At 71.4% G+C, this 23,418-nt stretch carries 19 protein-coding genes and 1 pseudogene; 14 read left to right on the top strand and 6 right to left on the bottom strand.

The genetic code is table 11. The features are described from left to right. Positions 1 to 260, top strand: a pseudogene (locus tag B056_RS38530) (IS256 family transposase); the annotation flags it as partial. Positions 261 to 1,311: 1,051 nt separating this feature from the next. On the opposite strand, the gene B056_RS0129935 reads toward B056_RS38530, so the two are convergent. Then, complete coding sequence (locus B056_RS0129935) at positions 1,312 to 1,989, bottom strand: IS6 family transposase (RefSeq protein ID WP_026240293.1); 678 nt, start codon at positions 1,987 to 1,989, stop codon at positions 1,312 to 1,314. A gap of 329 nt (positions 1,990 to 2,318) precedes the next feature. Here B056_RS0129935 and B056_RS0129940 point away from each other — a divergent pair, with 329 nt between their 5' ends. The 5 genes from B056_RS0129940 to B056_RS0129960 all read left to right on the top strand — a co-directional run bounded on the left by B056_RS0129940 (position 2,319) and on the right by B056_RS0129960 (position 8,665). Next, positions 2,319 to 3,008: a DNA alkylation repair protein gene (locus B056_RS0129940; RefSeq protein WP_018505531.1), complete on the top strand. Its 690-nt coding sequence runs from the start codon at positions 2,319 to 2,321 to the stop codon at positions 3,006 to 3,008. Positions 3,009 to 3,174: 166 nt separating this feature from the next. After that, a complete protein-coding gene (locus tag B056_RS0129945; protein ID WP_018505532.1) occupies positions 3,175 to 6,441 on the top strand; it encodes an ATP-binding protein in 3,267 nt (1,088 codons plus the stop codon). A 188-nt stretch (positions 6,442 to 6,629) separates the two neighbouring features. After that, positions 6,630 to 7,211, top strand: coding sequence for a PH domain-containing protein (locus B056_RS0129950; RefSeq protein ID WP_018505533.1), 582 nt, complete (start codon positions 6,630 to 6,632; stop codon positions 7,209 to 7,211). A 185-nt stretch (positions 7,212 to 7,396) separates the two neighbouring features. Then, positions 7,397 to 7,915, top strand: coding sequence for a hypothetical protein (locus tag B056_RS0129955; protein WP_018505534.1), 519 nt, complete (start codon positions 7,397 to 7,399; stop codon positions 7,913 to 7,915). Positions 7,916 to 8,173: 258 nt separating this feature from the next. Next, complete coding sequence (locus tag B056_RS0129960; RefSeq protein WP_026240296.1) at positions 8,174 to 8,665, top strand: beta-class carbonic anhydrase; 492 nt, start codon at positions 8,174 to 8,176, stop codon at positions 8,663 to 8,665. Between the two features lie 31 nt (positions 8,666 to 8,696). Here the strand turns inward: B056_RS0129960 and B056_RS0129965 are convergent, their stop codons facing one another. Together B056_RS0129965 and B056_RS0129970 are read right to left on the bottom strand one after the other, a co-directional pair. Continuing rightward, complete coding sequence (locus B056_RS0129965; RefSeq protein WP_018505536.1) at positions 8,697 to 9,365, bottom strand: alpha/beta fold hydrolase; 669 nt, start codon at positions 9,363 to 9,365, stop codon at positions 8,697 to 8,699. 7 nt (positions 9,366 to 9,372) lie between these two features. Further along, complete coding sequence (locus tag B056_RS0129970; protein ID WP_018505537.1) at positions 9,373 to 10,116, bottom strand: SDR family oxidoreductase; 744 nt, start codon at positions 10,114 to 10,116, stop codon at positions 9,373 to 9,375. A gap of 311 nt (positions 10,117 to 10,427) precedes the next feature. On the opposite strand from B056_RS0129970, the gene B056_RS0129975 reads away from it, so the two are divergent. Further along, positions 10,428 to 11,891 carry a class I adenylate-forming enzyme family protein gene (locus B056_RS0129975; protein ID WP_018505538.1) on the top strand — a complete coding sequence of 488 codons (1,464 nt, stop codon included), beginning with the start codon at positions 10,428 to 10,430 and terminating at the stop codon, positions 11,889 to 11,891. Between the two features lie 97 nt (positions 11,892 to 11,988). Here the strand turns inward: B056_RS0129975 and B056_RS0129980 are convergent, their stop codons facing one another. Beyond that, complete coding sequence (locus B056_RS0129980; RefSeq protein ID WP_018505539.1) at positions 11,989 to 13,011, bottom strand: NAD(P)H-dependent amine dehydrogenase family protein; 1,023 nt, start codon at positions 13,009 to 13,011, stop codon at positions 11,989 to 11,991. Positions 13,012 to 13,086: 75 nt separating this feature from the next. Continuing rightward, on the bottom strand, positions 13,087 to 14,298 hold the full coding sequence (locus B056_RS0129985; RefSeq protein WP_018505540.1) for a cytochrome P450: 1,212 nt from the start codon (positions 14,296 to 14,298) through the stop codon (positions 13,087 to 13,089). Between the two features lie 491 nt (positions 14,299 to 14,789). Here B056_RS0129985 and B056_RS0129990 point away from each other — a divergent pair, with 491 nt between their 5' ends. The 7 genes from B056_RS0129990 to B056_RS0130020 all read left to right on the top strand — a co-directional run bounded on the left by B056_RS0129990 (position 14,790) and on the right by B056_RS0130020 (position 22,185). Continuing rightward, on the top strand, positions 14,790 to 15,740 hold the full coding sequence (locus tag B056_RS0129990) for an HpcH/HpaI aldolase/citrate lyase family protein (RefSeq protein ID WP_026240297.1): 951 nt from the start codon (positions 14,790 to 14,792) through the stop codon (positions 15,738 to 15,740). A gap of 62 nt (positions 15,741 to 15,802) precedes the next feature. After that, on the top strand, positions 15,803 to 17,008 hold the full coding sequence (locus tag B056_RS0129995) for an acyl-CoA dehydrogenase family protein (protein ID WP_018505542.1): 1,206 nt from the start codon (positions 15,803 to 15,805) through the stop codon (positions 17,006 to 17,008). Positions 17,009 to 17,124: 116 nt separating this feature from the next. Further along, positions 17,125 to 17,631, top strand: a complete 507-nt coding sequence (locus tag B056_RS0130000; RefSeq protein WP_018505543.1) for a MaoC family dehydratase — start codon at positions 17,125 to 17,127, stop codon at positions 17,629 to 17,631. Positions 17,632 to 17,745: 114 nt separating this feature from the next. Then, positions 17,746 to 18,567, top strand: coding sequence for a crotonase/enoyl-CoA hydratase family protein (locus tag B056_RS0130005; RefSeq protein WP_018505544.1), 822 nt, complete (start codon positions 17,746 to 17,748; stop codon positions 18,565 to 18,567). Between the two features lie 305 nt (positions 18,568 to 18,872). After that, a complete protein-coding gene (locus B056_RS0130010) occupies positions 18,873 to 19,646 on the top strand; it encodes an SDR family NAD(P)-dependent oxidoreductase (RefSeq protein ID WP_026240299.1) in 774 nt (257 codons plus the stop codon). Positions 19,647 to 19,649: 3 nt separating this feature from the next. After that, positions 19,650 to 20,501: an acyl-CoA thioesterase gene (locus B056_RS0130015; RefSeq protein ID WP_018505546.1), complete on the top strand. Its 852-nt coding sequence runs from the start codon at positions 19,650 to 19,652 to the stop codon at positions 20,499 to 20,501. Between the two features lie 490 nt (positions 20,502 to 20,991). Next, complete coding sequence (locus B056_RS0130020) at positions 20,992 to 22,185, top strand: thiolase family protein (protein WP_026240300.1); 1,194 nt, start codon at positions 20,992 to 20,994, stop codon at positions 22,183 to 22,185. Between the two features lie 127 nt (positions 22,186 to 22,312). Here B056_RS0130020 and B056_RS0130025 read toward each other — a convergent pair whose 3' ends face one another. Then, positions 22,313 to 22,999: a TetR/AcrR family transcriptional regulator gene (locus B056_RS0130025; RefSeq protein ID WP_018505548.1), complete on the bottom strand. Its 687-nt coding sequence runs from the start codon at positions 22,997 to 22,999 to the stop codon at positions 22,313 to 22,315. Between the last annotated feature and the right edge of the window lie 419 nt (positions 23,000 to 23,418).

Raw genomic sequence — 23,418 nt, forward strand, 5'->3', positions numbered from 1 at the left:
AGCACTGGGTGCACCTACGGACCACGAACCCGATCGAGTCCACGTTCGCGACCGTGCGCCACCGCACCCGGGTCACCAAGGGCCCCGGATCCCGGGCCGCCGGGCTGGCCATGGCGTTCAAACTGATCGAGGCCGCCCAGGCCCGCTGGCGGGCGGTCAACGCACCCCACCTCGTCGCCCTCGTCCGCGCCGGCGCCGTCTTCGAAGGCGGCCAGCTCGTCGAACGCCCCACCACCACACCCATCACCCAAGCCGCCTAACGATCACCATCCACAAGTCTTGACTATTTCTCGATGCGACGCCCTGCGCGGGCAACACGATCAGAGGCCCGCTGACCCTGGACACCAACACCGGAGGCCTCGAGGCCTCCGCCAACACGATCAGTGGACCGGCGCGGATCACTGCCAACAGGGGCAGTGGCCTGCTCTCGGAGGATGCCGTGCCCGAATTCCGAGCCAACCACGTCACCGGTCCGCTGAGCTGCAGCGGTAACGAACCGACATTGCTGCAGACCGGCAACGTCGTGGACGGGCCGCGGTCCGGGCAGTGCCGTTGACCCCGTTACCGCCCACCGGGTCTGTCGCCTTCGTGGGACGCACCCTTCGGGCCGCCGACAAGCGTAGCCCGACCCCCACGAAACACTGCAACTCCCACGCCCATCCGACAGGAACGGAGCACTCTGGCAAACGGCGGCGACGCGAATCTTGGAGGTTGCTGCGATCTAGGCCCGGCACCCGGATCGGCCCTGGGAGCCCGGGGTACACGTCGTCCCTGCCCTGATGCCAGAGTTCCCGCGAACCCGGAGCAGCATCAGGCCGAGAGCGTTGCCTGTCAGGGCGCAGAGCGCAGGCCGCACAGTGATCGTCCAGCCTGCCCGATGCGGGCCCCGTCCGGCAGGTCCCCGCCGTATCGGGGTGCTGGAGCCACAGGTCGCACCGTTCACCGCCGAAGCCCCTGCCTACCGCCACGACGCCACAGGACACGTCAACGACCAGAGCCCGCACGCACCAAGCCCCGGACACCACCGGCCCCTGCGGACACATCCCACCCACCCCACGCCGCCATTGGCCCTGGCGGCGCCGTGAACGTCCGATCCCCGCGCCACGGCGAACCGGGGTGGGACGGCGGATCGGCCGCCGTCAGCCGATGGACATCGCTCTGGTCGCGTACCGATCGCTTCCCGAGACAGCAGACGGCACGACGATAACGGAGCGTGACCACTGTCGGGACGATGTCTCAACCGCAGGTCCCTGTGGGGCGCTGTTGCGTTCCGGGGAGGCGGGGCATGCCAGCGGCCTCGGTGATCGGTGGTCAGACGGCGGCGGCGAGCTCGGTGAACGCGGCGGCCAGCTTCAGTGGTGGGTTGGTGTCGGTGGCGAGTTCGTAGTGTCCGCGGCGGATGTTCTGGACCAGGGTGTGTCCGGCGCTGACGGTCTGGACGGAGCGCAGCCGTTTCAGGCCGTGGTCGGCTTCGATCCGGTTGTTCTCCCGGGCGGCGTCGACGTGGCAGGCCTCGGGGAGCGGCTCGTCGAGGAGCATTGGGTAGACGGGGGCCTTGTCGGTGGTGACCTCGACGGGCCGGCGGCCGTGGGACAGCGCGGCGGTGAAGAACCGGCGTGCCGCAGCCTGATCGCGGCGGGTGCTGGCGAGGACGTCGATGACCTGCCCGTGCTGGTCAACCGCCCGGTACAGGTAGGTCCACCGACCGGTGACCTTCACGTACGTCTCATCGACGAACCGCCTGTCGCCTGGTTGGTGCCGGCAGGGCGGGGCCGCGTCGGCGAGCAGGGGCGTGAAGCGCTGCACCCACCGGTAGACGGTGACGTGGTCAACGTCGATGCCGCGTTCGGCGAGGAGTTCCTCGACGTCCCGGTACGACAGGGCGAACCGCAGGTACCAGCGGACCGCCGGCATGATCACATCGGGTGGGAACCGGAACCCGGCGAACTCCGACGTCGGAACCGGTGGACAGGCGCGCCGTCGACGCATCACCCGATCATGACCGATCGGCAGCCGCCGGACAGCGGACTCCACCGATGCAACAGTGCCGCTCTACGTCCTTCGCGGTGTCCCCGCGGACGCGGAGCAGCATCGGGCCGAGAGTGTTGCGTGTCAGGGCGTAGAGCAGCGACCACACCATGACCATCCAGCCTGCCCGACATGGGCCCAGTCCGGCGGGCAAACGCGCAGGTCACCGCTCGAATCGGGATTCCGGAGCCCCACAGGGGCGTGCCGCGAGCCACGGCGCGAGCCCTCGCCGGTCGGCCCGTCGGTCATGGCGGGCAGTATGTCGAGCCGTGGACAGGCAAGGCGACGATGTGGTCGATGGCTGGCTGGTGGCGGAAGTGCGGGCAGCGCTCGCGGATGCCGCCGATCCGGTGAGGGCGCCCGGCATGCAGGCGTACATGAAGTCGGACATGCCTTACCGCGGTGTGCCGAAACCTGTCCGGACGCGGGTGCTGCGCCCCGTCTTCGCCGCGCGGACGCTGGCGGACCCGCTCGGCTGGACGGCGACCGTCCTCGCGCTGTGGCGGGAGGCCACATACCGGGAGGAGCGGTACGCGGCGATCGACCTGACCGGCCACCGGGCCTATCGCGCCTACCAGCGGGCGGGGACGCTGGAGATGTACGAGGAAATGGTCGTCACCGGCGCCTGGTGGGACTATGTGGACGAGATCGCCTCCCACCGGGTCGGCCCACTGCTCGCCGCCGACCCCGCCGCGATCCGTCCCGTGGTACTGCGCTGGAGCCGCGACGGCGACCGGTGGCGGCGCCGCACGTCGATCATCTGCCAGCTTTCGTTCAAGGCGGCGACCGACCTCGACCTCCTGTACGCCTGCATCGATGCGAACCTCGACGACAGGGATTTCTTCATCCGCAAGGCGATCGGCTGGGCACTGCGCCAGTACGCCTGGACCGACCCGGCGGAGGTCCGCCGTTTCGTCACCGCTCGCGGCGACGCCCTGTCGCCCCTGTCCCGTCGCGAGGCGCTGAAGAACATCGGCTGATCCGTCTCGTACCTGCGCCGGCGTACCGACCGGGCCGCAATCACGCCGAAGTGGGAGATGAGCGATTGCGGCGTTCGGTCTGTCCGGTCCCAGCGCGGGTTATTGTTCGTTTTCGGGGTGTCCGGCGACGCCGGACACCCCGAGATCACCTCGGGTGGGGGGCTGGGTGAGCAGTGGACCGGATCCGCGGCCGGAGTTCGCGGAGCGGCTGCGGACACTGCGGGACGCCGCGGGTCTGTCGATCCGTGACCTGGTGGCCGCCAGTGCGAAGACCCCGCGGCGGCGGCCCGGGATACCGCCGTTGCGTCTGAAGCGCAGCACCATCGACGGAATGATCAGCAGAAGTCGGCCGGTGCGTCCCACGCAGGATCACGTCGAGGTGTTCGTCGATACCTGTATCCGGATCGCTGAGGAGTCCGGCCGGCCGCTGCCTGACGATCTGCGGGACAGGCAGGCATGGGAAGACGCCTACCACAGTCTATTGATACGGATGGCCGGCCTGCGCAGCGTCAACCGCTCGGCCACGGAGGCGGCCAGACGGTTGGGACGGGTCGAACCGGCGTCCGCCGCCCCGCCGGCCGCCCGGTTGGTGGATGGCGGCCGGGCGCTGTTCGTGGGGCGGTCGGACGCGTTGAGCCGACTACGCCGCGCGGTCGCCGAGGTTCAGGGTGGGCGGCCGAGGGTCGCGCTGCTCGAGGGGCCGGCGGGAATCGGTAAGACGGCGTTGGTCCGCCATCTCCTCGGCGACGCGGACGTGGGATGCGTGCTGTGGGCGAGCGGCGAGCAGGACGAGACGGGACTCAGCCTCGGGGTGCTCGACCAGCTGACGACCGAAGCGGCCAGGCTCGTCGGGCCGGATCAGACTTTCCCGGGCGGGCCGGATCAGGCTTTCCCCGGCGGGCCGGCGGCCGCCGGCCGGATCCCGTCGCCCGACCCGCTGGTCGCCGGCGCGGCTCTGGTCGACCTGCTCGGCGAGTTGCAGCGCTCCGGTCCGGTCGTGCTGGTCGTCGACGACGCGCACTGGGCCGACCGGCCGTCCCTGCAGGCGCTGACGTTCGCGCTGCGGCGGCTGCGGGCCGACCGGGTTCTCGCCGTGCTGATGGTCCGCGATCTGGTGGACGCGCGGCTGCCGGACGGGCTCCGCCGGCTGCTGGTGGATGAGCGGACCGTCCGCGTTCTGCTCGAAGGGCTGGACGACATCGAGCTGCGGGCCCTGAGCTCCGCGCACGCCACCGGCCCGCTTTCCTGGCGGGCGTGCGTCCGGCTGCGAGCCCACACCGGAGGCAATCCGCTGCACGCCCGTGCGCTGCTCGAGCAGGTCCCGGCGAAGGCCTTCGACGATCTCGACATGCCGCTCCCGGTGCCGCGCTCGTTCGCGATGCTCGTGGTGGCGAGGCTCGCGGCGGCACCGGTCCAGGGCCGGGAACTGGCGACCGCGGCCAGTGTCCTCGGCGCGCATCCCACGCTGTCCCAGGCCGCGGCGGTCGCCGGGCTGGACGAGCCGCTGCGGGCGCTGGAGCAGGCGATCGCGGCGGGGCTGCTGGTGGAGCGGCCGGTCGCGCGGGGCCTGCGGTTCCCGCATCCCCTGGTGCACGCCGCCGTCTACGAGCAGGCGGGTCCGGCGCGGCGGGCCGAGCTGCACACCCGGGCGGCGGAGCTCGCCGAGGACGAGGCCCCGCGGCTGCACCACCTGGCCCGTGCCGCCACCGGGCCGGACGGCGGGTTGGCGACGGAGCTGGCCCGGCTGGGCCGGGAGGAGGCGGCCGCGGGGGCCTGGGCCGCCGCCGCGGGCCACCTGTCCACCGCCGCGCGGCTCGCCCCGGCACGCGCCGACCACGAGCAGCTGATCCTGGAGGCGGCGGACTGTCAGCTGCTGACGGGTGACCTGCCCGACCCCTTCGGGAAGGTGGCCGAGGTCCGCGGCTTCCAACCGACCGCCTGGCGCGACTACCTGCTGGCCCGCTTCGCCTTCCAACGCGGTGACGCGGACGAGGCCGAGACGCTGCTGCGGAACGCGTGGCGGCGCTGCGCCCCGGACAGCGGTGTCGACCCCGACCCGCCGCTCGGTGCCCGGGTCGCCGCCTGGCTCGCCGCCCTTTACTCGACGAGGCTGCGCGGCGCGGAGTCCGCCGAGTGGGCCGGGCGGGCGCTGGCACTGAGCTCCGGCCACGCGGCGTTCGACCTCGTCGGGCAGACGCGGATGAGCGGGCTGGCGGCGAGCGGGCAGCTCGACGCCGTGCTCGAGTCGGTCACCGACCTGCCGGACCCCGCGATCGCCTCCGTGGCCGACCTGGACCTGCTCGCCGGCCGGGGGCAGCTCTACGCCCTGGTCGACAGGCTCGCCGACGCCCGCCGGGACCTGAGCGGAGTCCTGGCCGCCAGCCGGGACCGCTCGCTGCTGTTCCGGGTGCTGGTCACGACCACGCTCGCCCAGGCCGAGTACCGGGCGGGGCTCTGGGACGACTCCGCGATCCACTGCGATCTCGCGCTGTCGCTGATGGCCGACTCCGACGACGGCGTGATGGTCCCGTACTGCCACCAGATCGGCGTCCTGGTTCCCGCGGCGCGCGGCCAGTGGGCACAGGCGGAGCGACACGTCCGGACGACGCGGGTCTTCGCCGCGAGCGGGTTTCCCCACCTCGTCGCGAGCACGGCCATCGCCACCGCCCACCTGGCGCGGGCCCGTGGCCGGCCCGCCGAGATCGTCGCCGCCCTCGAACCGCCGGTCCGCTCCGGGCTGCTGGACCTCGACGCCGAGCCCGGCATCGCCGGCTGGCAGGACGTCCTCGTCGACGCCCTGGTGGAGGTCGGTGACCTCGAACGGGCCGAGCGGGTTCTCGTCCGGTTCGAAACGGCGGCCAGGCGGTGGGGCCGGCGTTCCGCGATGGCCGCCGCCGCCCGCAACCGCGGCAACCTGGAAGCCCTGCGCGGCGACGCGGGCGCCGCCGACGCGGCCTTCCGCGCCGGCCTCGCCGAGTTCGGGCGGATCGAGCTGCCCTTCGAACAGGCACTGCTCCACCACTCCTACGGCGCCTTCCTGCGCGGCGCGGGCCGACCCACCGACTCGGTCGGGCAGCTACAGGCCGCCCACGAGGTCTTCACCCTGCTGGACGCCCGTCCACACCTGGACCGCTGCGAGAGCGAACTGGTCGCGGGCGGATGGACACCCCGGGAAGGCCGGCGCCGGGAACGGGACGCGTCCCGGTTGAGCACCGCGGAACTCGCCGTCGCGAAGCTGGTCGCCGCGGGTCTCACCACCCGCCAGGTCGCCCGGGAGCTCGTCCTCAGCGAGAAGACCGTCGAACACCACCTGCGCTCCGTGTTCGGGAAGCTGGGCGTGACGGCGCGGACCCAGCTGGCCGGCAGGCTCGTCGCGACCGGCGGTGCCGCCCAGCCGGACCACGCCGACGCGGGTCTAGTCCGGTCCGACTGATCCGAGCCGTTCCCTTCCGCCCTCGTTCCACCCGGCGTCCGGCCGCGCCGGACACCCCGCGCGGGACCGCCAGACCCGCCCGGGCCGTTCCGGACGTCCCGCGCCGCGGATGCGTCCGGCGAGATCGCCGGACAGCACGGACGATGCCACCATGTCCGCATGAACCGGGAAACGCGGGCGGCCGGCGGGTGAGCGGTGACGACCTGTCGGCCAGCGGAAACTCGGGCCCGCCGCGGCTGCGCGAGGACATCGAGCACGCCAGGCGGAAGGCGCGCCTGAGGATCGGTCGCAGCCGGGAGGTCAGATACCTCGCGGAGCATCTGTGGGCGGGGGAACACGTCGAGCGCCTGGCCCGGGGCTCGCGGGGCAGGGAGGGAGGACTCGTCGTGCTCACCGATCGCCGCCTGCTGTTCGTGTCGGAAGGCCGGCGGCGGCGGGCCAGCGAGGAGTTCCAGCTGAGAAACGTCTCCTCGGTGGAGTGGGCCGCCGGCCTGGCGTTCGGGAAGATCACCGTGTTCGCTTCGGGGGGGAAGGCGGAGATCACGAACGTGGACAGGCGTGCCGGCAGGGAGATCACGGATCTGATCCTGCGTCGTCTCGGCCTGGCGGCACCCGTTCCGCCTGCCGCCGCTCTGTCCTCTGCCGCCGCTCTGTCCGGAGAGCTGGATCTGCGTGATCGGCTGCGCCGGCTCGGCGAGCTGCGGGACGCGGGCGTGCTCACCCGCGAGGAGTTCGAGGGCAAGCTGGCCCGGCTGCTCGGACCCGGATGACCGTCGCCGTCGGCTCGCGATCCGCTGCTTTCCGGAACCGGGCACACATGCCGTCACAAGATCGGTGGATCCGGGAGTAATCTGCTCGTCCCTGTCCGGCGTTCGAGTGCGTCGACGGGTTCCGACCAATGGGGGCCAGCATGAATCCTTCTGTTCTGAAAAGTTTTTACGTCGGTGCCCGTGCGGTGCTGCCCGTATGCGCGGTCCTCGTGCTGCTCGGCGTGTCCGGATGCGGTACCTCGGGTGATGACGCGGCTTCCTCGTCCGCACCCGGGCGACAGGGCCCGGCGGCCACCGGTGGAAACAAGCCCGAGGAGACGGCGGCGCCGTCCGCCGCCGCGCCGGCGGACGCCTGCTCCCTCGTGACCGGGCCGGAGGCGGAGAAACTCGCCGGCACGCCGCTCAGCAGCCCCGTGTCGCTCGCCGAGACGTGCACCTACACGGCGCCACCCAGTGGGCCGACGGCCCAGGTCGAGGTCTTCGTCGGGGAGACCGCGGCGAACTATCTCGCCGCCGAGCGTGGCACCGGCCACGATCTCCGACCGTTGTCGGGCATCGGTGACGAGGCCTATCTCGAGGACCAGGGGGTCTTTGTCAACAAAGCCGGCTTCTGGGTTTCGATCAAACTGGTGCGCAGCAACGACCCCGCGGAGAACAACGGGCCACTGGAGGAACTGGCCCGCACGGTTGCCGGCCGGATCTGACCGCCCGGAATCCGTCCGCGCTGACGAGCCGCTCGTCCTTTGATTTCCTTCTTGCCTCTTTCCTCCTCTTGCCTGACGGTGAACCCGTTTTTCGGGTACGAAAAGGCGAGATCGCCGAGAAAGGGGAAGGGGTGCGCCGACCCGAGGTCTCCGGGTCGGAGACCTCGGGTCGGGCGTTGACTTCTTCACTGCTCCGGTAGGAATGTGGCCGTAGCCGGGGCGGCCCGGCTGGTGGGCCCGACCGGAGGAGTGCTGATCGTGACCGCGACGGACGATCTGCTTGCGAACGCCGAAACCTACGCCCGCGGCTTCGACCAGGGTGACCTGCCGCTGCCGCCTGAGCTCGGCGTCGCGATCGTGGCCTGCATGGACGCCCGGCTGGACGTCTACCGCCTGCTGGGCCTGCGGGAGGGCCAGGCGCACGTGATCCGCAACGCGGGCGGTGCCGTCACCGACGACGAGATCCGGTCGCTGGCGATCAGCCAGCGCCTGCTCGGCACCCGGGAGATCATTCTGATCCACCACACCGACTGCGGCATGCTGACGTTCACCGACGACCAGTTCAAGGCGCAGATCACCGCGGACACCGGGATCCGCCCGCCCTGGGCGGCCGAGGCGTTCGACGACCTCGACGAGGATGTCCGCCAGTCCATCGCGCGCGTCCGGTCGAGCCCGTTCATCCCGCACACCGACGCCGTGCGGGGCTTCGTCTACTCGGTGCGGAACGGCACCCTGACCGAGGTCAAATAGCCCCGGCCGGCGCTCAGCCCTGCGGAGGGCCTCAGCCGGCCAGCAGGTAGTCCACGAGCGCCTGCGGCTGGCTCAGCGCGAGGAGGTGGCCGCCGGGCAGCGTGTCCGCCTCGACGCCCAGCCGCTCCCGGGCGACGCGCCGCTGGAAGTCGACCGGGAAGAACCGGTCGTCGGCGCCGGCGGCGACCCGGGTCGGGACGTCGGGCCACGCGTCGAGGTCACAGGTCGAGGCGAACACCGCGGGGCCCTCGGCCCGCTGGTGGGCCTCGCCGTCGGCCGCGACCTGGCGGGGCAGGTCGTGCAGGAAGTACACCGACGGGTCGAACTCGGTGGTGTACCCGGCCGCCCGCGCCGTGGCGGTCCGCGCGTCCTCGGCGCCGGTGTTGCCCCACCAGTCGCCCGGGGTCTCGCCCGGCGCGGGGACCATCGCGTTCACCAGGACGACACCGCGCACCGGCGTCCGCGCGGCGACGAGCGGCGCGGTGAACCCGCCGAGCGACTGCGCGACGACGACCACGTCGTCCCGCCCGCGGACCGCGTCGAGGACCAGCCCCGTGTACTCCGGCAGCCCGGCGGACTCGTCGTCACCGGGCAGGTCGACGGCGACGGCCCGGTGGCCGCGCGAGGTCAGCAGCGGGGCGACGCGGTGCCAGTACCAGGCGGAGCCGCCGGCGCCGGGGATGAGGGCGAAGGTCGTCACCGGGTTCCTACCGTTCCTTCAGCCAGTCGACGAGGTGGGTCCCGCCGAGCGCGGCGTCGTCGCCGGGCGTCAGGGTCCCATCGTCCAGCGACGCGCCGAAGTAGCGCGCCCGGGGGTCGGCGACGACGGGTCGGTGGTCGTCGTGGGCGGACAGCACCGTGCGGACGAGGTCGTCGAGCCGGAACCGCTCCGGGCCGGCGATCTCGACGACCCCGTTCGCCGGCGTCCCGAGCGCGGTGCCGCTGACCGCGGCGGCGACGTCGTCCGCGGCGATCGGCTGGATGAACACCGGGGGGACGCGCACCGTGCCGTCCGCGGTGCCGGCGTCCGCGATGGCGCCGACGAACTCGAAGAACTGGGTGGCGCGGACGACCGAGTAGGGGATCGGGCCGGCCGAGACCAGCCGCTCCTGCGCGGTCTTCGCGCGGAAGTACCCGCTGGCGGTCAGGCGGCCGGTGCCGACCACCGAGAGCGCGACGTGGTGCCCGACCCCGGCGGCCGCCTCGGCGGCGAGCAGGTTGGCGGTCGAGGTCTCGAAGAAGCGCAGCACCGCGTCGTCCTCGAACGACGGTGAGTTCGCCACGTCGACGAGCACGGCGGCGCCGTCGAGCGCGGCCGCCAGGCCCTCGCCGGTGAGGGCGTTGACGCCGGTCCGGGGCGAGGCGGCCACCGCCCGGTGCCCGAGCCCGGTCAGCCGCGCCACGACCCGCGAGCCGACAAGCCCACCGCCACCGATCACAACGATCTTCATGCTGACCTCCCGAGGTGTTCCGAGGACCCACGGCCGAGCCTTGTGTGCCGCGTGCCGCGTGCCGAGTGCCGAGTGCCGAGCTCCGGCGGCGCTCCCAGCCTGGACGTCCGCCCGCGCCGGCCCGGGACGACGCGCGGACGGCCGGCCGCGGCTTCGCCACGAACGCCGGGACCGCGGCGCGGGCCGGGTCACGCGGCGCGGGCCGGGTCACATCGAACGGTTTCGCCCGACGCCAGACACGGTTAATTATTAAGTCAGTTTTCGGACTCGTCCCTCCGTGGGAGCCGGCGGGACCTACGGAGGGATACGCCGTGGACGACACGGTCAGCTACGCTCGGCGCATTCGAGAACTCGTCGCCGAGCGCCCTGACGAGATCGCCTTACGCCACATCGCGCTGGACGGCGTCGAACCGGCGTTCACCTGGGTCGAGCTCGACCGGCGCTCGGGCCAGCTCGCCGGCGCCCTCGCGGCCCGCGGGCTCGGCCCCGGCGACCTGCTCGGCCTGGGCCTGCGCAACTCGCCGCAGTTCGTGTTCAGCGCGCTGGCGGCCTGGAAGCTGGGCGCCGTGCCGGTGCCGGTGCGCTGGGACCTGCCGGACTGGGAGCTCGCCCGGCTGCGGGAGACCGTCGACGCCCCCGTGTTCCTCGGGCCCGAGGACATCGGGTGGATCGACGCGACGGCCGACCTCGCCGTCCCGGACCTGCCCGACGCGACGTCGCCGCAGACCAACGGCATCTGCAGCAGCGGCTCGACGGGCACGCCGAAGGTGATCCTCAACGCGCGCCCGGCCGTCTTCGACGCCCGGGCCACCGCGCCGTTCGTCGAACAGTGGCACCCGGTACCGCGGCCGCAGGTGATCCTGGTGCTCGCCCCGATGTACCACGCCAATGGGTTCTCCACCCTGTACAACCTGCTGGCGGGGGACCGGCTGGTGGTGATGGAGAAGTTCGACGCCGCCCGGGTCGTCGGCGTGCTCGAGCGGCACCGGATCAGCACGTTCACCGCCACCCCGACCATGCTGCAGCGCATCGGCGACCTGCCGGACGTCGACGGCCGCGACCTGTCCAGCATCCAGTGGATCATGCAGGGGGCGGCGCCGATGCCGCACTCGCTGGTGCACCGGTGGGCCGGGCTGATCGGCGCCGAGCGCATCGTGATGGCCTACGGGATGACCGAGGCCCTCGGCATCACCGCGCTGCGCGGCGACGAGTGGATGGCCAGGCCGGGCAGCGTGGGCCGGGGCTTCCGCGGCACCGAGGTCCGGATCCTGGGCGCGGACGGCGAGTCGGCGCCGGTCGGGGAGATCGGCGAGATCTACCTGCGCGCGCCGCGGTCGAGCTACGGCGGCTACACCTACCTCGGTCAGGCGCCGCGGCTGCGCCGCACCGACGACGGCTTCGAGACAGTGGGCGACCTCGGCTACCTCGACGCCGACGGTTTCCTGTACCTGGTGGACCGCCGCGTCGACGTGATCATCACCGGTGGGGCGAACGTCTTCCCGGCCGAGGTCGAGACGGCGCTCATCGACCATCCCAAGATCGCCGACATCGTCGTCATCGGGCTGCGGGACGCGGAGTGGGGCCGGCGGGTGCACGCCGTCGTGCAGCCCGCCGACCCGGCGCGGCCCCCGTCGCCCGCGGAGGTCATCGCCTACGCGAAGAGCCGGCTCGCCGCCTACAAGGTGCCCAAGACGATCGAGATCGTCGAGGCGCTCCCGCGCAGCGAGGCCACGAAGATCAACCGCGGCGCGCTCGTCGAGGCCCGCGGCGGCTGACCCCGCCGGTCCGGACCGCCCGCGCTTCCGGCCCCGGCTTCCGACCCGGAGGCCGGAAGCCGAGGGCTGGAAGCCGGGGGCTGGAGACTGGGCGGCCCTACGGTGTGGCGATGGATCCGGCGGTGACGAGCGGGAGGTCGTCCGCGGTGACCAGGCCGGGGGGCGCGGCCACCACGGCCGCAACGGCGTTCACCGCCGGGTTGGCGGTGTGCGCGTCGCGGTCCACGGCGTCCGCGGCGTAGTCGAACTCGTAGCGCAGCCGCACGTTGGGGTGCCCACGGACCTCCATGACGTACCCCTCCTCGATCGGCCAGTCGGGCTCCATGGCGTTGCCCAGCCGCCACAGCAGGCCCAGCTCGATCAGCGGCCGGCCCCGCACGATGCCCTGCCAGCGGCCCTTCAGCCCGCACACGGTGCCCCGCGGGATGGTCATGTAACCGAGGTCCAGGTCCCTGGTCGCCAGGCCGAACTCGGGTGCGTAGCGCACCTCCTCGAGCTCGACGCCGAGCGCCTTCGCGATCACCTCGACCGCGTCCTGGAAGACGAGCTGGCGCTGCTTCGCCGCGTCGGCCAGCCCGGGGGTGTCCGGCGGTGACCCGAAGCCGAGCGCCTGCCAGGTCTCGGCCGAGGCGTAGTGGGTGCAGTCGGCGGCCTCGAGGATCGAGATCTTCTCCACCTCCCGGCACAGCGCGGCCGCGGTGAGGCCCACGACCCCGGCCAGGCCGGGGTTGATCCCGGTTCCGTACAGGGACACCCCGCCGCGCCGGGCGGCCTCGTGCAGCCGGTTCATGTCCTTCTCGCCGTAGGACCGACCGGTGAGGAAGTTCGCCGTGGAGATGACGTTGATGCCGGCCTCGAGCAGCCGCACCATGTCGTCGACGTCCCACAGCAACGGCATGTAGAGCACGACGTCGGGCCGCAGCGCGATGATCTCGTCGAAGCTGCTGGTGGCCCGGACACCGAGCGGCGGTAAGCCGCACAGCTCACCGACGTCCTTGCCGTCCTTCTCGGCGCTCCACGCGAAACAGCCCACGAGTTCCAGGCGCGGATGCGCGAGGACGGCGCGCACCGCGCTGCGCGCGACACCCCCGGTGGTCCACTGGACGACTCGAATGCTCATGACCCATCTCCGATCGTTGATCGTTGGATTCGGATGTCGTGGTCGGTCGGACGTCGTGGTCGGCCCGGCGGCCGTCTAACGCACGAAGGCCGGCATCGTCTCCCAGCCGCGGACCGTGGAGGTGCGGGCCTGGACGGCGTTGTCCCAGTCGATCTCCCAGGTCGGGAACCGGCTGAGGACCTCGTCGAGGGCGACCCGGCCCTCGAGCCGGGCCAGCGCCGCGCCGAGGCAGTGGTGGATGCCGTAGCCGAAGCTGAGGTGGCGGCCGACGTCGCGGTGGACGTCGAAGCGGTCGGGGTCGGCGAAGCGGCGCTCGTCCCGGTTCGCCGAGCCGTTCAGCAGCACCATGATGCTGCCCGCGGGCACGGTGTGGCCGTGGTGTTCGACGTCGCGGGCGACATGGCGCGCCTGGACCGGTGAGGGCGCCTCGAAACGCAGCAGCTCCTCGACCGCGTTCGGGATGAGTGAGCGGTCCTCGACCAGTTCGCGCCGCTGGTCGGGGTTCTCGGCGAGGATCTTCCCGGCCCAGCCGATGAGCCGGGTGGTCGTCTCGTTCCCGGCCCCGGCGAGCATGGTGACGTAGGTGAGCACCTCGCCCCGGTGCAGCCTGCGGACGGTTCCCGTCTCGTCCTCGAACTCGGCGGTCAGCAGCTCCGTCATCAGGTCGTCGGAGGGATGCGCGGCGCGCCAGTCGATGTAGGTGCCGAACTCCTCGGCGCCGAACTCCGCGGCGTTGAAGTCCTCGGCCGACACCGAGGGGTCCTCGCCCTCGCGCAGCTGCAGGCCCTCGTCGAGACGGTCCCGGATCGCCTCCTGGTCGGCCTCCGGGATACCGAGCAGGAATCCGATCGTGCGCATCGGCATCTGGGCGCCGAGGTCCCGGATGAAGTCGAAACGCTCGGTGCCGACGAGCGGGTCGAGGGAACGCGCGCAGAACTCGCGGATCTTCGGCTCCAGCGCGTTCATCTTCCGTGGTGTGAAGACCCTGGCGAGCAGGCCGCGGTGCAGGTCGTGAATCGGCGGGTCCTCGAAGAGGATGATTCCCGACGGCAGCTGGATGTCGGCCTTGATGAGCTCCAGGATGGAGCCCCGGCCGGACCGGTAGGTGTTCCAGTCGCTCAGGGCCGGCTCGACGTCCTCGAAGCGGCTGAGGGCGTAGAAGTCGTACTTCTCGTTGTAGTAGAGCGGTGCCTCGTCGCGCAGACGCCGCCAGACCGGGTACGGATCGGCGTCGATCCCGGCGTCGTAGGGATCGTAGTAGACGTCGCTGGTGCTGGTTAACGGCATTGTCCACTCCTCCGTGCGATCTGACGGGGTGCCCGGACGCGCCGCCGCGCCCGTGGGCCCCGTCATCGTCGTCACCGACCGTACCGGGGTGACACCAGCCGTTTCGCGGCGATGGGGCCTGATACCGCAGGTCGGCCGAACCCGGGGGTGACCGCTCCACAATGTGTGGCGCTCCACGGTCGACTCGGTGTCCGTCGCCGGCGAACCTCGGCGGTCCTGTGACTGCCCGCACACCACCACGACGTGGCGTGGACGTCCTGCTTTCGTGTGGAGCGTGCCGGGGGTGGCCGGTGCCGCGGGCGGTCCGCCGGCTGTTCCGGCCGGCGGGAGGCCCCGTCCCACGTCGGTGACGATCGACATGGATGCTCCGGCGCCATGGACTACCGTGGCGGGGCCACTCGCCCCGCCGCCGGGCGCTGTCCGACCAGCCGTGACGACCGGTTCTCCCGCTGCCGCGGCGGGCCGGCCCGACGAAGGAGTCTCTGACCAGAATGCCTCTGCGTGCTCGCCGGTCGTGTCTGGCTGTTCCGGCTTCGAACGTGAAGATGTTGGGCAAGGCGCAGGGCCTGCCCGCCGATCAGATCTTCTGTGATCTGGAGGACTCGGTCGCTCCGGGGGCGAAGGAGTCGGCGCGGGGGAACGTGGTCGCGGTGCTGAACGAGGGGGACTGGAAGGGCAAGACCCGGGTGGTCCGGGTCAACGACCTGACGACGAAGTGGACTTACCGTGACGTGGTGACGGTGGTCGAGGGCGCGGGGGCGAACCTGGACTGCGTGATGCTGCCGAAGGTGCAGACCGCCGCGCAGGTGCAGTGGCTTGATCTGCTGTTGACGCAGATCGAGGAGGTCATGGGTTTCGAGGTCGGTCGGATCGGTATCGAGGCGCAGATCGAGAACGCGCTGGGTCTGTCGAACGTGAAGGAGATCGCGTTCGCCAGTCCGCGGATCGAGACGATCATCTTCGGGCCGGCGGACTTCATGGCGTCGATGAACATGCCGTCGCTGGTGGTGGGGGCGTTGAACCCGGATTATCCGGGGGACCCGTTCCACTATGTGCTGTTCAAGATTCTGGAGGCGGCGCGGGCGCGGGGGGTGCAGGCGATCGACGGGCCGTTCCTGCAGATCCGGGACGTCGAGGCGTTCCGTGGGGTGGCGAAGAAGTCCGCGGCGTTGGGTTATGACGGCAAGTGGGTGCTGCACCCGGGGCAGATCGACGCGGCGAACGAGGTGTACGCCCCGCGGCAGGAGGATTACGACCACGCGGAGCTGATCCTGGACGCCTACGCCTGGCATACCTCGGACGAGGGTGGGTTGCGTGGCGCGGTGATGCTCGGTGACGAGATGATCGACGAGGCGAGCCGGAAGATGGCCGAGGTGATCGCGGGCAAGGGCCGGGCGGCGGGGATGGCGCGCACGGTGAGCTTCGAGCCTCCGGCCGGCTGACCCGGTCGGCTGTTTCCCCGTCAAGTTCCCCGTCGAGACCTCCGAAGGACACAGGAGCCGCTATGGGCAGGATCGCGCAGACCGACGGGCTGACCGAGGTGCAGTCCGACATCCTCGCGGCGGTGCGGTCGTTCGTCGACAGGGAGATCCTGCCGAACGCGGGTGATCTCGAGCGCAAGGACGAGTATCCCGAGGCGATCGTCGAGGCGATGAAGGAGATGGGCCTGTTCGGGATCACGATCCCGGAGCAGTACGGCGGGCTGGGTGAGTCGCTGCTGACCTACGCGCTGGTCGTGGAGGAGATCGCCCGCGGTTGGATGAGCGTGTCCGGTGTGATCAACACGCATTTCATCGTGGCGTACCTGGTGTTGCAGCACGGGACCGACGAGCAGCGGGAGCGGTTGTTGCCGCTGATGGCGACCGGTGAGCTGCGTGGGGCGTTCTCGATGAGTGAGCCCGGCTGCGGTTCGGACGTCTCGGCGATCACGACCCGGGCCGACCGTGACGCCGACGGCGGCGGGTACACGATCAGTGGGCAGAAGATGTGGCTGACCAACGGTGCCCGGGCCGGTCTGGTCGCGACGTTGGTGAAGACGGACGAGGGCGCGGAGTCGGTCTACCGGAACATGACGACGTTCCTGTTGGAGAAGGAGCCGGGTTTCGGTACCGATGGTGGTATCACGATTCCCGGGAAGCTGGAGAAGCTCGGGTACAAGGGCGTCGAGACCACCGAGATGATCCTGGACGGTCACCGGGCGCCGGCGAGTTCGATCCTGGGTGGTCCCGGGGCGGCGGGTCGTGGTTTCTACCAGATGATGGACGGGGTGGAGGTCGGGCGGGTCAACGTCGCGGCGCGGGCCTGCGGGATCATGATCCGGGCGTTCGAGCTGGCGATCGCCTACGCGCAGCAGCGGCGGACCTTCGGTCACCAGATCGCCGATCATCAGGCGATCGCGTTCAAGCTCGCGGACATGGCCACGAAGGTCGAGGCGGGCCATCTGATGATGGTCAACGCTGCCCGGAAGAAGGACAGCGGGCAGCGTAACGACGTCGAGGCGGGAATGGCCAAGTACCTGGCGAGTGAGTACTGCCACGAGGTGACGACCGAGTCGTTCCGGATCCACGGCGGCTACGGGTACTCCAAGGAGTACGAGATCGAGCGCCTCTACCGGGAAGCCCCGTTCATGCTCATCGGCGAGGGGACCTCCGAGGTGCAGAAGCGCATCATCAGCCGCGCCCTGCTCCAGGAGTACAAGCTGCGCGGCTGAACGCCCGGCCGGGCTGTCCGGCCCGGCCGCCAGGTGGGACCCTGCGCGTGCGGGGGTGGTGAGACGTGGACGGATCCGCCCGCCAGGGGCGCTCGCGGGAAGGAACAGGGGTCGTCATGCAGTTCGGTCGGTACTACGAGGAGTTCGAGGTCGGCGCGGTCTACAAGCACTGGCCGGGAAAGACGGTCACCGAGTACGACGACCACCTGTTCTGCCTGCTCACGATGAACCACCACCCGCTGCACCTGGACGCCAACTACGCCGAGCACACCACGCAGTTCAAGCGCAACGTGGTCGTCGGGAACTACGTGTACTCGCTGCTGCTCGGGATGTCCGTCGCCGACGTCTCGGGCAAGGCGATCGCCAACCTCGAGGTCGAGTCGCTGCGGCACGTGGCGCCGGTCTTCCACGGGGACACGATCTACGGCGAGTCGACGGTGCTCGACAAGGTGGAGTCGAAGAGCAAGGACGACCGCGGCATCGTGACGGTCGAGACCCGCGGTCTCAACCAGGACGGCACCCTGGTCTGCGTCTACCGGCGCAAGGTGATGGTCCCCAAGCGGTCCTACGGCGAGGCCCGCGGGGGAGAGCAGCCCGGCCGGCCCGAGCCCCGGACCTCCTGACCCACCCCGCCGGCCCGCCGCCCACGGCTTCCGTTCGCCCTGCCCCGCCCGCCCGCCCGCCGCCGCGGCGGGCGGACCCCGTGGCCGCCTGGCCCGTTCACCAGAGAGAGCATCATGGCTGACGTGCAGACCTCCCGTCCGGACGGCTCCCTGTCGGACGCCCCTCCCGCCGCGTCCGAAGAGCTCGTCCTGACCGAGCACGGCCGGGTGCTGGTCCTCACCATGAACCGGCCGGCGGCGCGCAACGCCATGTCGCTGAGCCTGGCGACGGCCATCGCGGCCGCGCTCGAGCAGCTCGACGCCCGGGACGACCTGAGCATCGGTGTCATCACCGGCGCGAACAAGACGTTCTGCGCCGGGATGGACCTGAAGGGCTTCGCCCGCGGCGAGCGTCCGATCGTGCCGGGCCGGGGCTTCGCCGGGCTGGTCCGCCAGCCTCCCCGCAAGCCGCTGATCGCCGCGGTCGAGGGCTACGCGCTCGCCGGCGGGTTCGAGATCGTGCTGTCCTGTGACCTGATCGTCGCCGCGCGGGACGCGAAGTTCGGCCTGCCCGAGGTGAAGCGCGGCCTGGCCGCGGCTGCCGGCGGCCTGCTGCGGCTGCAGCGCCGCATCCCCTACCACCTGGCGATGGAGCTCGTCCTGACCGGCCGGATGTGGCCCGCGACCGAGGCCGCCGACGTCCACCTCGTCAACCGCCTCACCGAGCCGGGCGCGGCGCTCGAGGTGGCGCTCGAGCTCGCCGAGGAGATCGCCGCGAACGCGCCGCTGGCGCTCGCGGCCTCCAAGCAGGTGCTGGCGCGCTCGGTCGACTGGCCGCTCGAGGAGGCGTTCGACCGGCAGGAGGAGTTCGTCGCGGTGGTGCGCACCTCGGCGGACGCCAAGGAGGGCGCCGTGGCGTTCGCAGAGAAGCGCCCGCCGCGCTGGACCGGCCAGTAGACCCACCGCGACCCCACCGCGACCACGGCCGCCACGGCCGTCACGTGCTCGGCCCCGGCCTCACCCGCCGGGGCCGAGTGCGTTGTGCGGGCGGCGTGCGGAGTGACTCGGGCACCACGACATCGACGGCCGGCTCCGCTCGCCCCTCGAACCAAAAGTGACGTCGGAGTCAGTATGGATTTAGCATGCGACATGGCCAAGCCGGCCGTGCGAAACCGGTCCGACCGTGGTCGGACCGGCGGCGCGCAGATCGGACCGGCGGTGCGCGGAGTTGTCGGTTCCGGGTGGACGAAGGGTGATGACCGTTGGACCTGAACGGACGTTCAGCGATAGTGACGGGTGGCGGCGGCGGCCTCGGTTCCGCGACGGTGCGGCAGCTGGTCGAGGCCGGCATGCACGTAGTGATCTTCGACCAGGACGCCGCGGCCGCGGCCTCCCTGGCCAAGGAGCTCGGTGACTCGGCCTCCGCTGTCGGTGGTGACGTGAACAGCGACGAGGACGTGCAGGCCGCGATCGAGGCCGCGCAGGCGGGCGGCCCGCTGGCCGTCGTCGCGAACGTGGCCGGCGGTGGGGTCAAGGGCGCGGGGCGCACCGTCGGGCGGGACGCGACGCCGCATGAGAAGTCGTCGTTCATCAAGACCATGGAGATGAACGCGTTCGGCACCTTCAACGTGACCCGGTTGTCCGCCGCCGCGATGGCCGGCAACGAGCCGGACGCGGACGGCACGCGCGGGGTCGTGGTGAACACGGCCTCCATCGCCGGGATCGAGGGCCAGATCGGCCAGGTGTCCTACAGCGCGGCCAAGGCGGCCATCCTCGGCATGACCCTGCCGATGGCCCGTGACCTGGCCCCGATCGGCGTGCGGGTCTGCGCCATCGCGCCGGGGACCATGGGAACCCCGCGGATGATGGGCGTGCCGGAGCAGATGCGGGAGAAGTTCGTCAAGGACATCATCTTCCCGCACCGGCTCGGCAAGCCCGAGGAGTTCGCGCTGCTGGTCGAGTCGATCGCCCGCAACTCCTATCTCAACGGCGAGAACATCCGCCTCGACGGCGCCCTGCGCTTCGGACCGCGGTAACCGATGTTCTCCCTCGACGCGGTCCTCGCGTCCCTCGAGCTCGAGCCCGTCGACACCGACCGCTACCGCGCCGGCAGCATCCAGCTCGGCGGCCCGGTGGCGCACGGTGGGCAGCTGCTGGCGCAGTCCCTGGTGGCGGCGCTGGTCGGCCAGGACGGCAAGAAGGTCAAGACCCTGCACACCGTGTTCGCGCGGGCGGCGCGCCCGGACACGCCGCTCGACATCGCGGTGACCCGCCAGCACTCCGGGCGGAGCCTGGCGGCCAGCGCGGTGTCGATCAGCCAGGGCGGGCGGCTGTGCGTGCAGTCGCAGGTGCTGCTCACCGGCGACGAGCCGGACTTCATCAGCTACGCCGAGACGCACCCGGCGCCGCCCCCCGTCCCGCCGACGGAGCCGGCGGGCGCCGCGGGTGTCGAGACGAACGGCTCCGGCGGCTGGCAGGTGCGGGTCGTCGGCGACGTGGACATCAGCGACCCCGACGAGGTGGGCCCGCCCGAGCTCGACGTCTGGATCCGCTGGCCCGGGGCGCCCGACGACCTGGTGACCTCGCAGGCGCTGCTGGCGCTCTCCACCGACAGCTTCCTCATCGGGACCGCGATGCGGCCGCATCCCGGCGTCGGCCAGCGCCTGGCCCACGTGTCGCTGTCGACCGGGGTGCTCAGCCACACGATCACCTTCCACCAGCCCGGCCCGGCGTCGGAATGGGTGCTGCTGGCGCACCGCAGCCCTTACGCGGGGCACGGTCGCAGCTACGGCCAGGGCAGCGCGTACCGCGGCGGCGGCGCTCTGGTGGCCTCCTTCGTGCAGGACAACATGATCCGGGCGATGGCGGCCTCGGGCGCCCGCCACCTGTGACCCGAGGTGTGATCCGCCCCCGGCGGACGTGATCGACGGGGTCCGTCCCAGGGCCGGTGATCTCTGGGGCGGGCCCGGTCCTCCGCGTGCGGAGCGCGGTTTGCGCGCCGGGTGTTCTCGCCAGGAGGTCTGGGCCTCTCGCCAGCCGGTAACACGTCGGTCGACACCTTCGTGCCCCTTCTGAGAGAATTACCCATGGTGGCAGCGCGCGACCGGTAGCAGGGGTCGGGCGTCGCCGACCGCCCGGTCCCCGGCGACGCCGGGTGCGGGTGCGGAACGGGAGATCGATGACGGGCGCCGGATCGCTGCCGGCGCCGACGCCGGCGCCGATTTCGGCCGGACCCACTACCTGCAGGGCTCGCAGTGGTCGACGTCGCGAGTCTCCGCATATCTTGACTCCGACGTCGACTCGGCAATATGAGGCACCTCACAGCGGCGGGACCTGTGCTCCGGCCATGCGAGGTTCGTGGTACCCATCAGAGGAGCGAACTTGTCGGAGCATGAAGCGGTAATCGTCTCGACCGCACGGACGGCGATCGGCACCGCGGTCAAGGGTTCCCTTGTGGACGTCGACGCTTTCGAGCTGGGTACGCAGGCCGTCGCGGAGGCAGTCCGGCGGTCCGGTATCGACAGCGCGGACATCGATGACGTCGTCCTGGGCGAGTCGCTTTACGGCGGCGGCGACATCGCGCGTTACGCGGCCATCGAGGCCGGTTTCGTGAACGCCGCCGGCGTCGCGCACAACCGGCACTGCGCCTCGGGGCTCGTCGCGGTGCAGACCGCCGCCGCCTCGATCATTTCCGGGATGGACCGCGTCGTCGTCGCGGGCGGCACGAACTCCTCCTCCACGTCGCCGCGGTCGAAGCGGCGCCGGCCCGGCACCGACGAGGTCGAGGACTGGTACTCCCCGACCCACCGGAACACCGCCGAGGCCCCGAACTTCGACATGTCGATCACCGTCGGGTGGAACGCGGCCGTCAAGGCCGGCGTCAGCCGCGAGGAGATGGACGCGTGGGCGCTGCGCTCGCACCAGCGGGCCATCGCCGGCATCGACGCGGGCAGCTTCACCGACGAGATCTTCCCGATCGAGGTGCCCCGGCGGGACGGCACGAGCTTCACCTTCGCCGTGGACGAGCACCCGCGGCGCTCCACCAGCCTGGAGAAGCTGGCCTCGCTCAAGCCGCTGCACCCCGAGATCGAGGGCTTCAGCATCACGGCCGGCAACGCGGCGGGCGCGAACGACGGCGCCGCCGCCATGGTCATCACCGACGGTGGCTACGCCGCGGAGCACGGCCTGGAGCCGCTGGGCATCGTCCGGGCCTGGGCGTCGGTCGGGGTGCCCCCGGCCGAGACCGGGATCGCCCCCACCCTGGCGATCCCGAAGGCCCTCAAGCGCGCCGGCCTCACCGTGGCCGACGTCGACCTGTGGGAGATCAACGAGGCGTTCGCGTCCGTGGCGGTCGCGGCGTCCAAGATCCTGGAGATCGACGACAGCCGCGTCAACTTCCTGGGCAGCGGCTGCAGCCTCGGGCACCCGATCGCGACGACCGGCGCGCGGCAGATCATCACGCTGATCCACGAGCTGCGCCGCCGCGGCGGCGGAGTGGCGGTGTCGGCGATGTGCGCCGGCGGTGGCATGGCGAGCGCCCTCGTGCTGGAGGTTCCCGCGCCGCGCGCGAGCTGATCTACGGATCGCCGAGGTCCGTGGGCGCCCACGGACCTCGGCGATGGTCGTCTCACACCGACCTCGACCGGGGTGCCGGGCATGGGTTCGTTCCGCCGACCGGCCCGGGTGCTCCGGCGGCCGGCGGCTACTCCGCGTGGGTAGGGGAGGGCCGCCCGTCCTCGTCCGGCCGGTCGCGCAGCCGCAGCGCGCTCGCGAAGAGCCGGGCGAGCTGGTCGACGACCTCGTCGAAGTCGCAGTCGACCAGCCCCTGGACGAACCACATCTCCGCGAACCGGGAGACCATCGCGCCGAGCGCGTGCGCGGCGATCGCGGGGTCGACGTCCGGATCCGCCAGGCCGAGGCTCTGCAACTGCCCGATCGAACCGACGACGCGTTCCCGGTCGCGCTGCTGGTGCTCGAACCGCTCGTCGGTGAGGTGGGCGTCGTAGCGGGACACCTGCTCGATCACCCCGATGATCCGCGCCTCCGCGCGGTAGCTCTCGAGGTAGGTACGGATGCCCGCCCTGATCCGCTCCCGGGGGACCGCGGTCGACGACGGCAGGAAGATCGACGTGCTCAGCGGAGCGTTCAGCAGGTCCGTCATCTCCATGGCGACCTCGCGGAAGATCTGCTCCTTGGAGTCGAAGTAGTGGTAGAACGAGCCGTGGGAAAGCCCGGCGTGCTCGGCGATGTCCGAGATCCGGGCCTCCAGGAATCCGTCCTTCTCGAAGACCGCCTTGGCCGAGTCGAGCAGCCGTGCGCGCGTGGCGGCGCCCTTGCGCGAGCGAGGCCCGTTCGGCTTCTCGCGATCAACCGGCGCGGCCGTCGACAATTCCTTCTCCTGTTCGTGCGGTATCCGTGCCTGTCCGGTATCCCGGGGCGATATTCGGGCGGCCCGACAGCGCCGGTGCTGTTTCGGGGTATGCCTGGTGGCCAGGCGTGCCGACCATACTAGCCGGTGATCGGCTATAGGGCAATACCGCTTAGTTAAGCCGCGCGGGCGAGGATGATCGTAGGTGGCCGATCATGGCGGGTGCCGGTATCTGTTGGGCGTTTGACCCGGTAGGCGTTGTGTCGGCCTCGTCTGATGGCGCGTGGGTTAGTCCGGGAACGGCGTGCGGGGTTGAGGTGTTCGGTGATTTCCGTGATGGTTTCCCGACGTGCGCACGCGTGACGGTCAGGGGGAAAAATCCGCCTGGTCAGTGACCTGGCGGCGGACGACGCGTAGTGATCGCATGAAAGATAGTCTGT

The sequence above is a fragment of the Parafrankia discariae genome (genome assembly GCF_000373365.1).
GTDB lineage: Bacteria > Actinomycetota > Actinomycetes > Frankiales > Frankiaceae > Parafrankia > Parafrankia discariae.

Coding starts and splice junctions, on each gene's coding strand:
- B056_RS0130005 (WP_018505544.1), top strand. CDS start 17,746: ATGGCTGACGTGCAGACCTCCCGTCCGGACGGCTCCCTGTCGGACGCC.
- B056_RS0129985 (WP_018505540.1), bottom strand. CDS start 14,298: ATGCCGTTAACCAGCACCAGCGACGTCTACTACGATCCCTACGACGCC.
- B056_RS0130015 (WP_018505546.1), top strand. CDS start 19,650: ATGTTCTCCCTCGACGCGGTCCTCGCGTCCCTCGAGCTCGAGCCCGTC.
- B056_RS0129990 (WP_026240297.1), top strand. CDS start 14,790: ATGCCTCTGCGTGCTCGCCGGTCGTGTCTGGCTGTTCCGGCTTCGAAC.
- B056_RS0129935 (WP_026240293.1), bottom strand. CDS start 1,989: ATGCGTCGACGGCGCGCCTGTCCACCGGTTCCGACGTCGGAGTTCGCC.
- B056_RS0130000 (WP_018505543.1), top strand. CDS start 17,125: ATGCAGTTCGGTCGGTACTACGAGGAGTTCGAGGTCGGCGCGGTCTAC.
- B056_RS0129980 (WP_018505539.1), bottom strand. CDS start 13,011: ATGAGCATTCGAGTCGTCCAGTGGACCACCGGGGGTGTCGCGCGCAGC.
- B056_RS0129995 (WP_018505542.1), top strand. CDS start 15,803: ATGGGCAGGATCGCGCAGACCGACGGGCTGACCGAGGTGCAGTCCGAC.
- B056_RS0129970 (WP_018505537.1), bottom strand. CDS start 10,116: ATGAAGATCGTTGTGATCGGTGGCGGTGGGCTTGTCGGCTCGCGGGTC.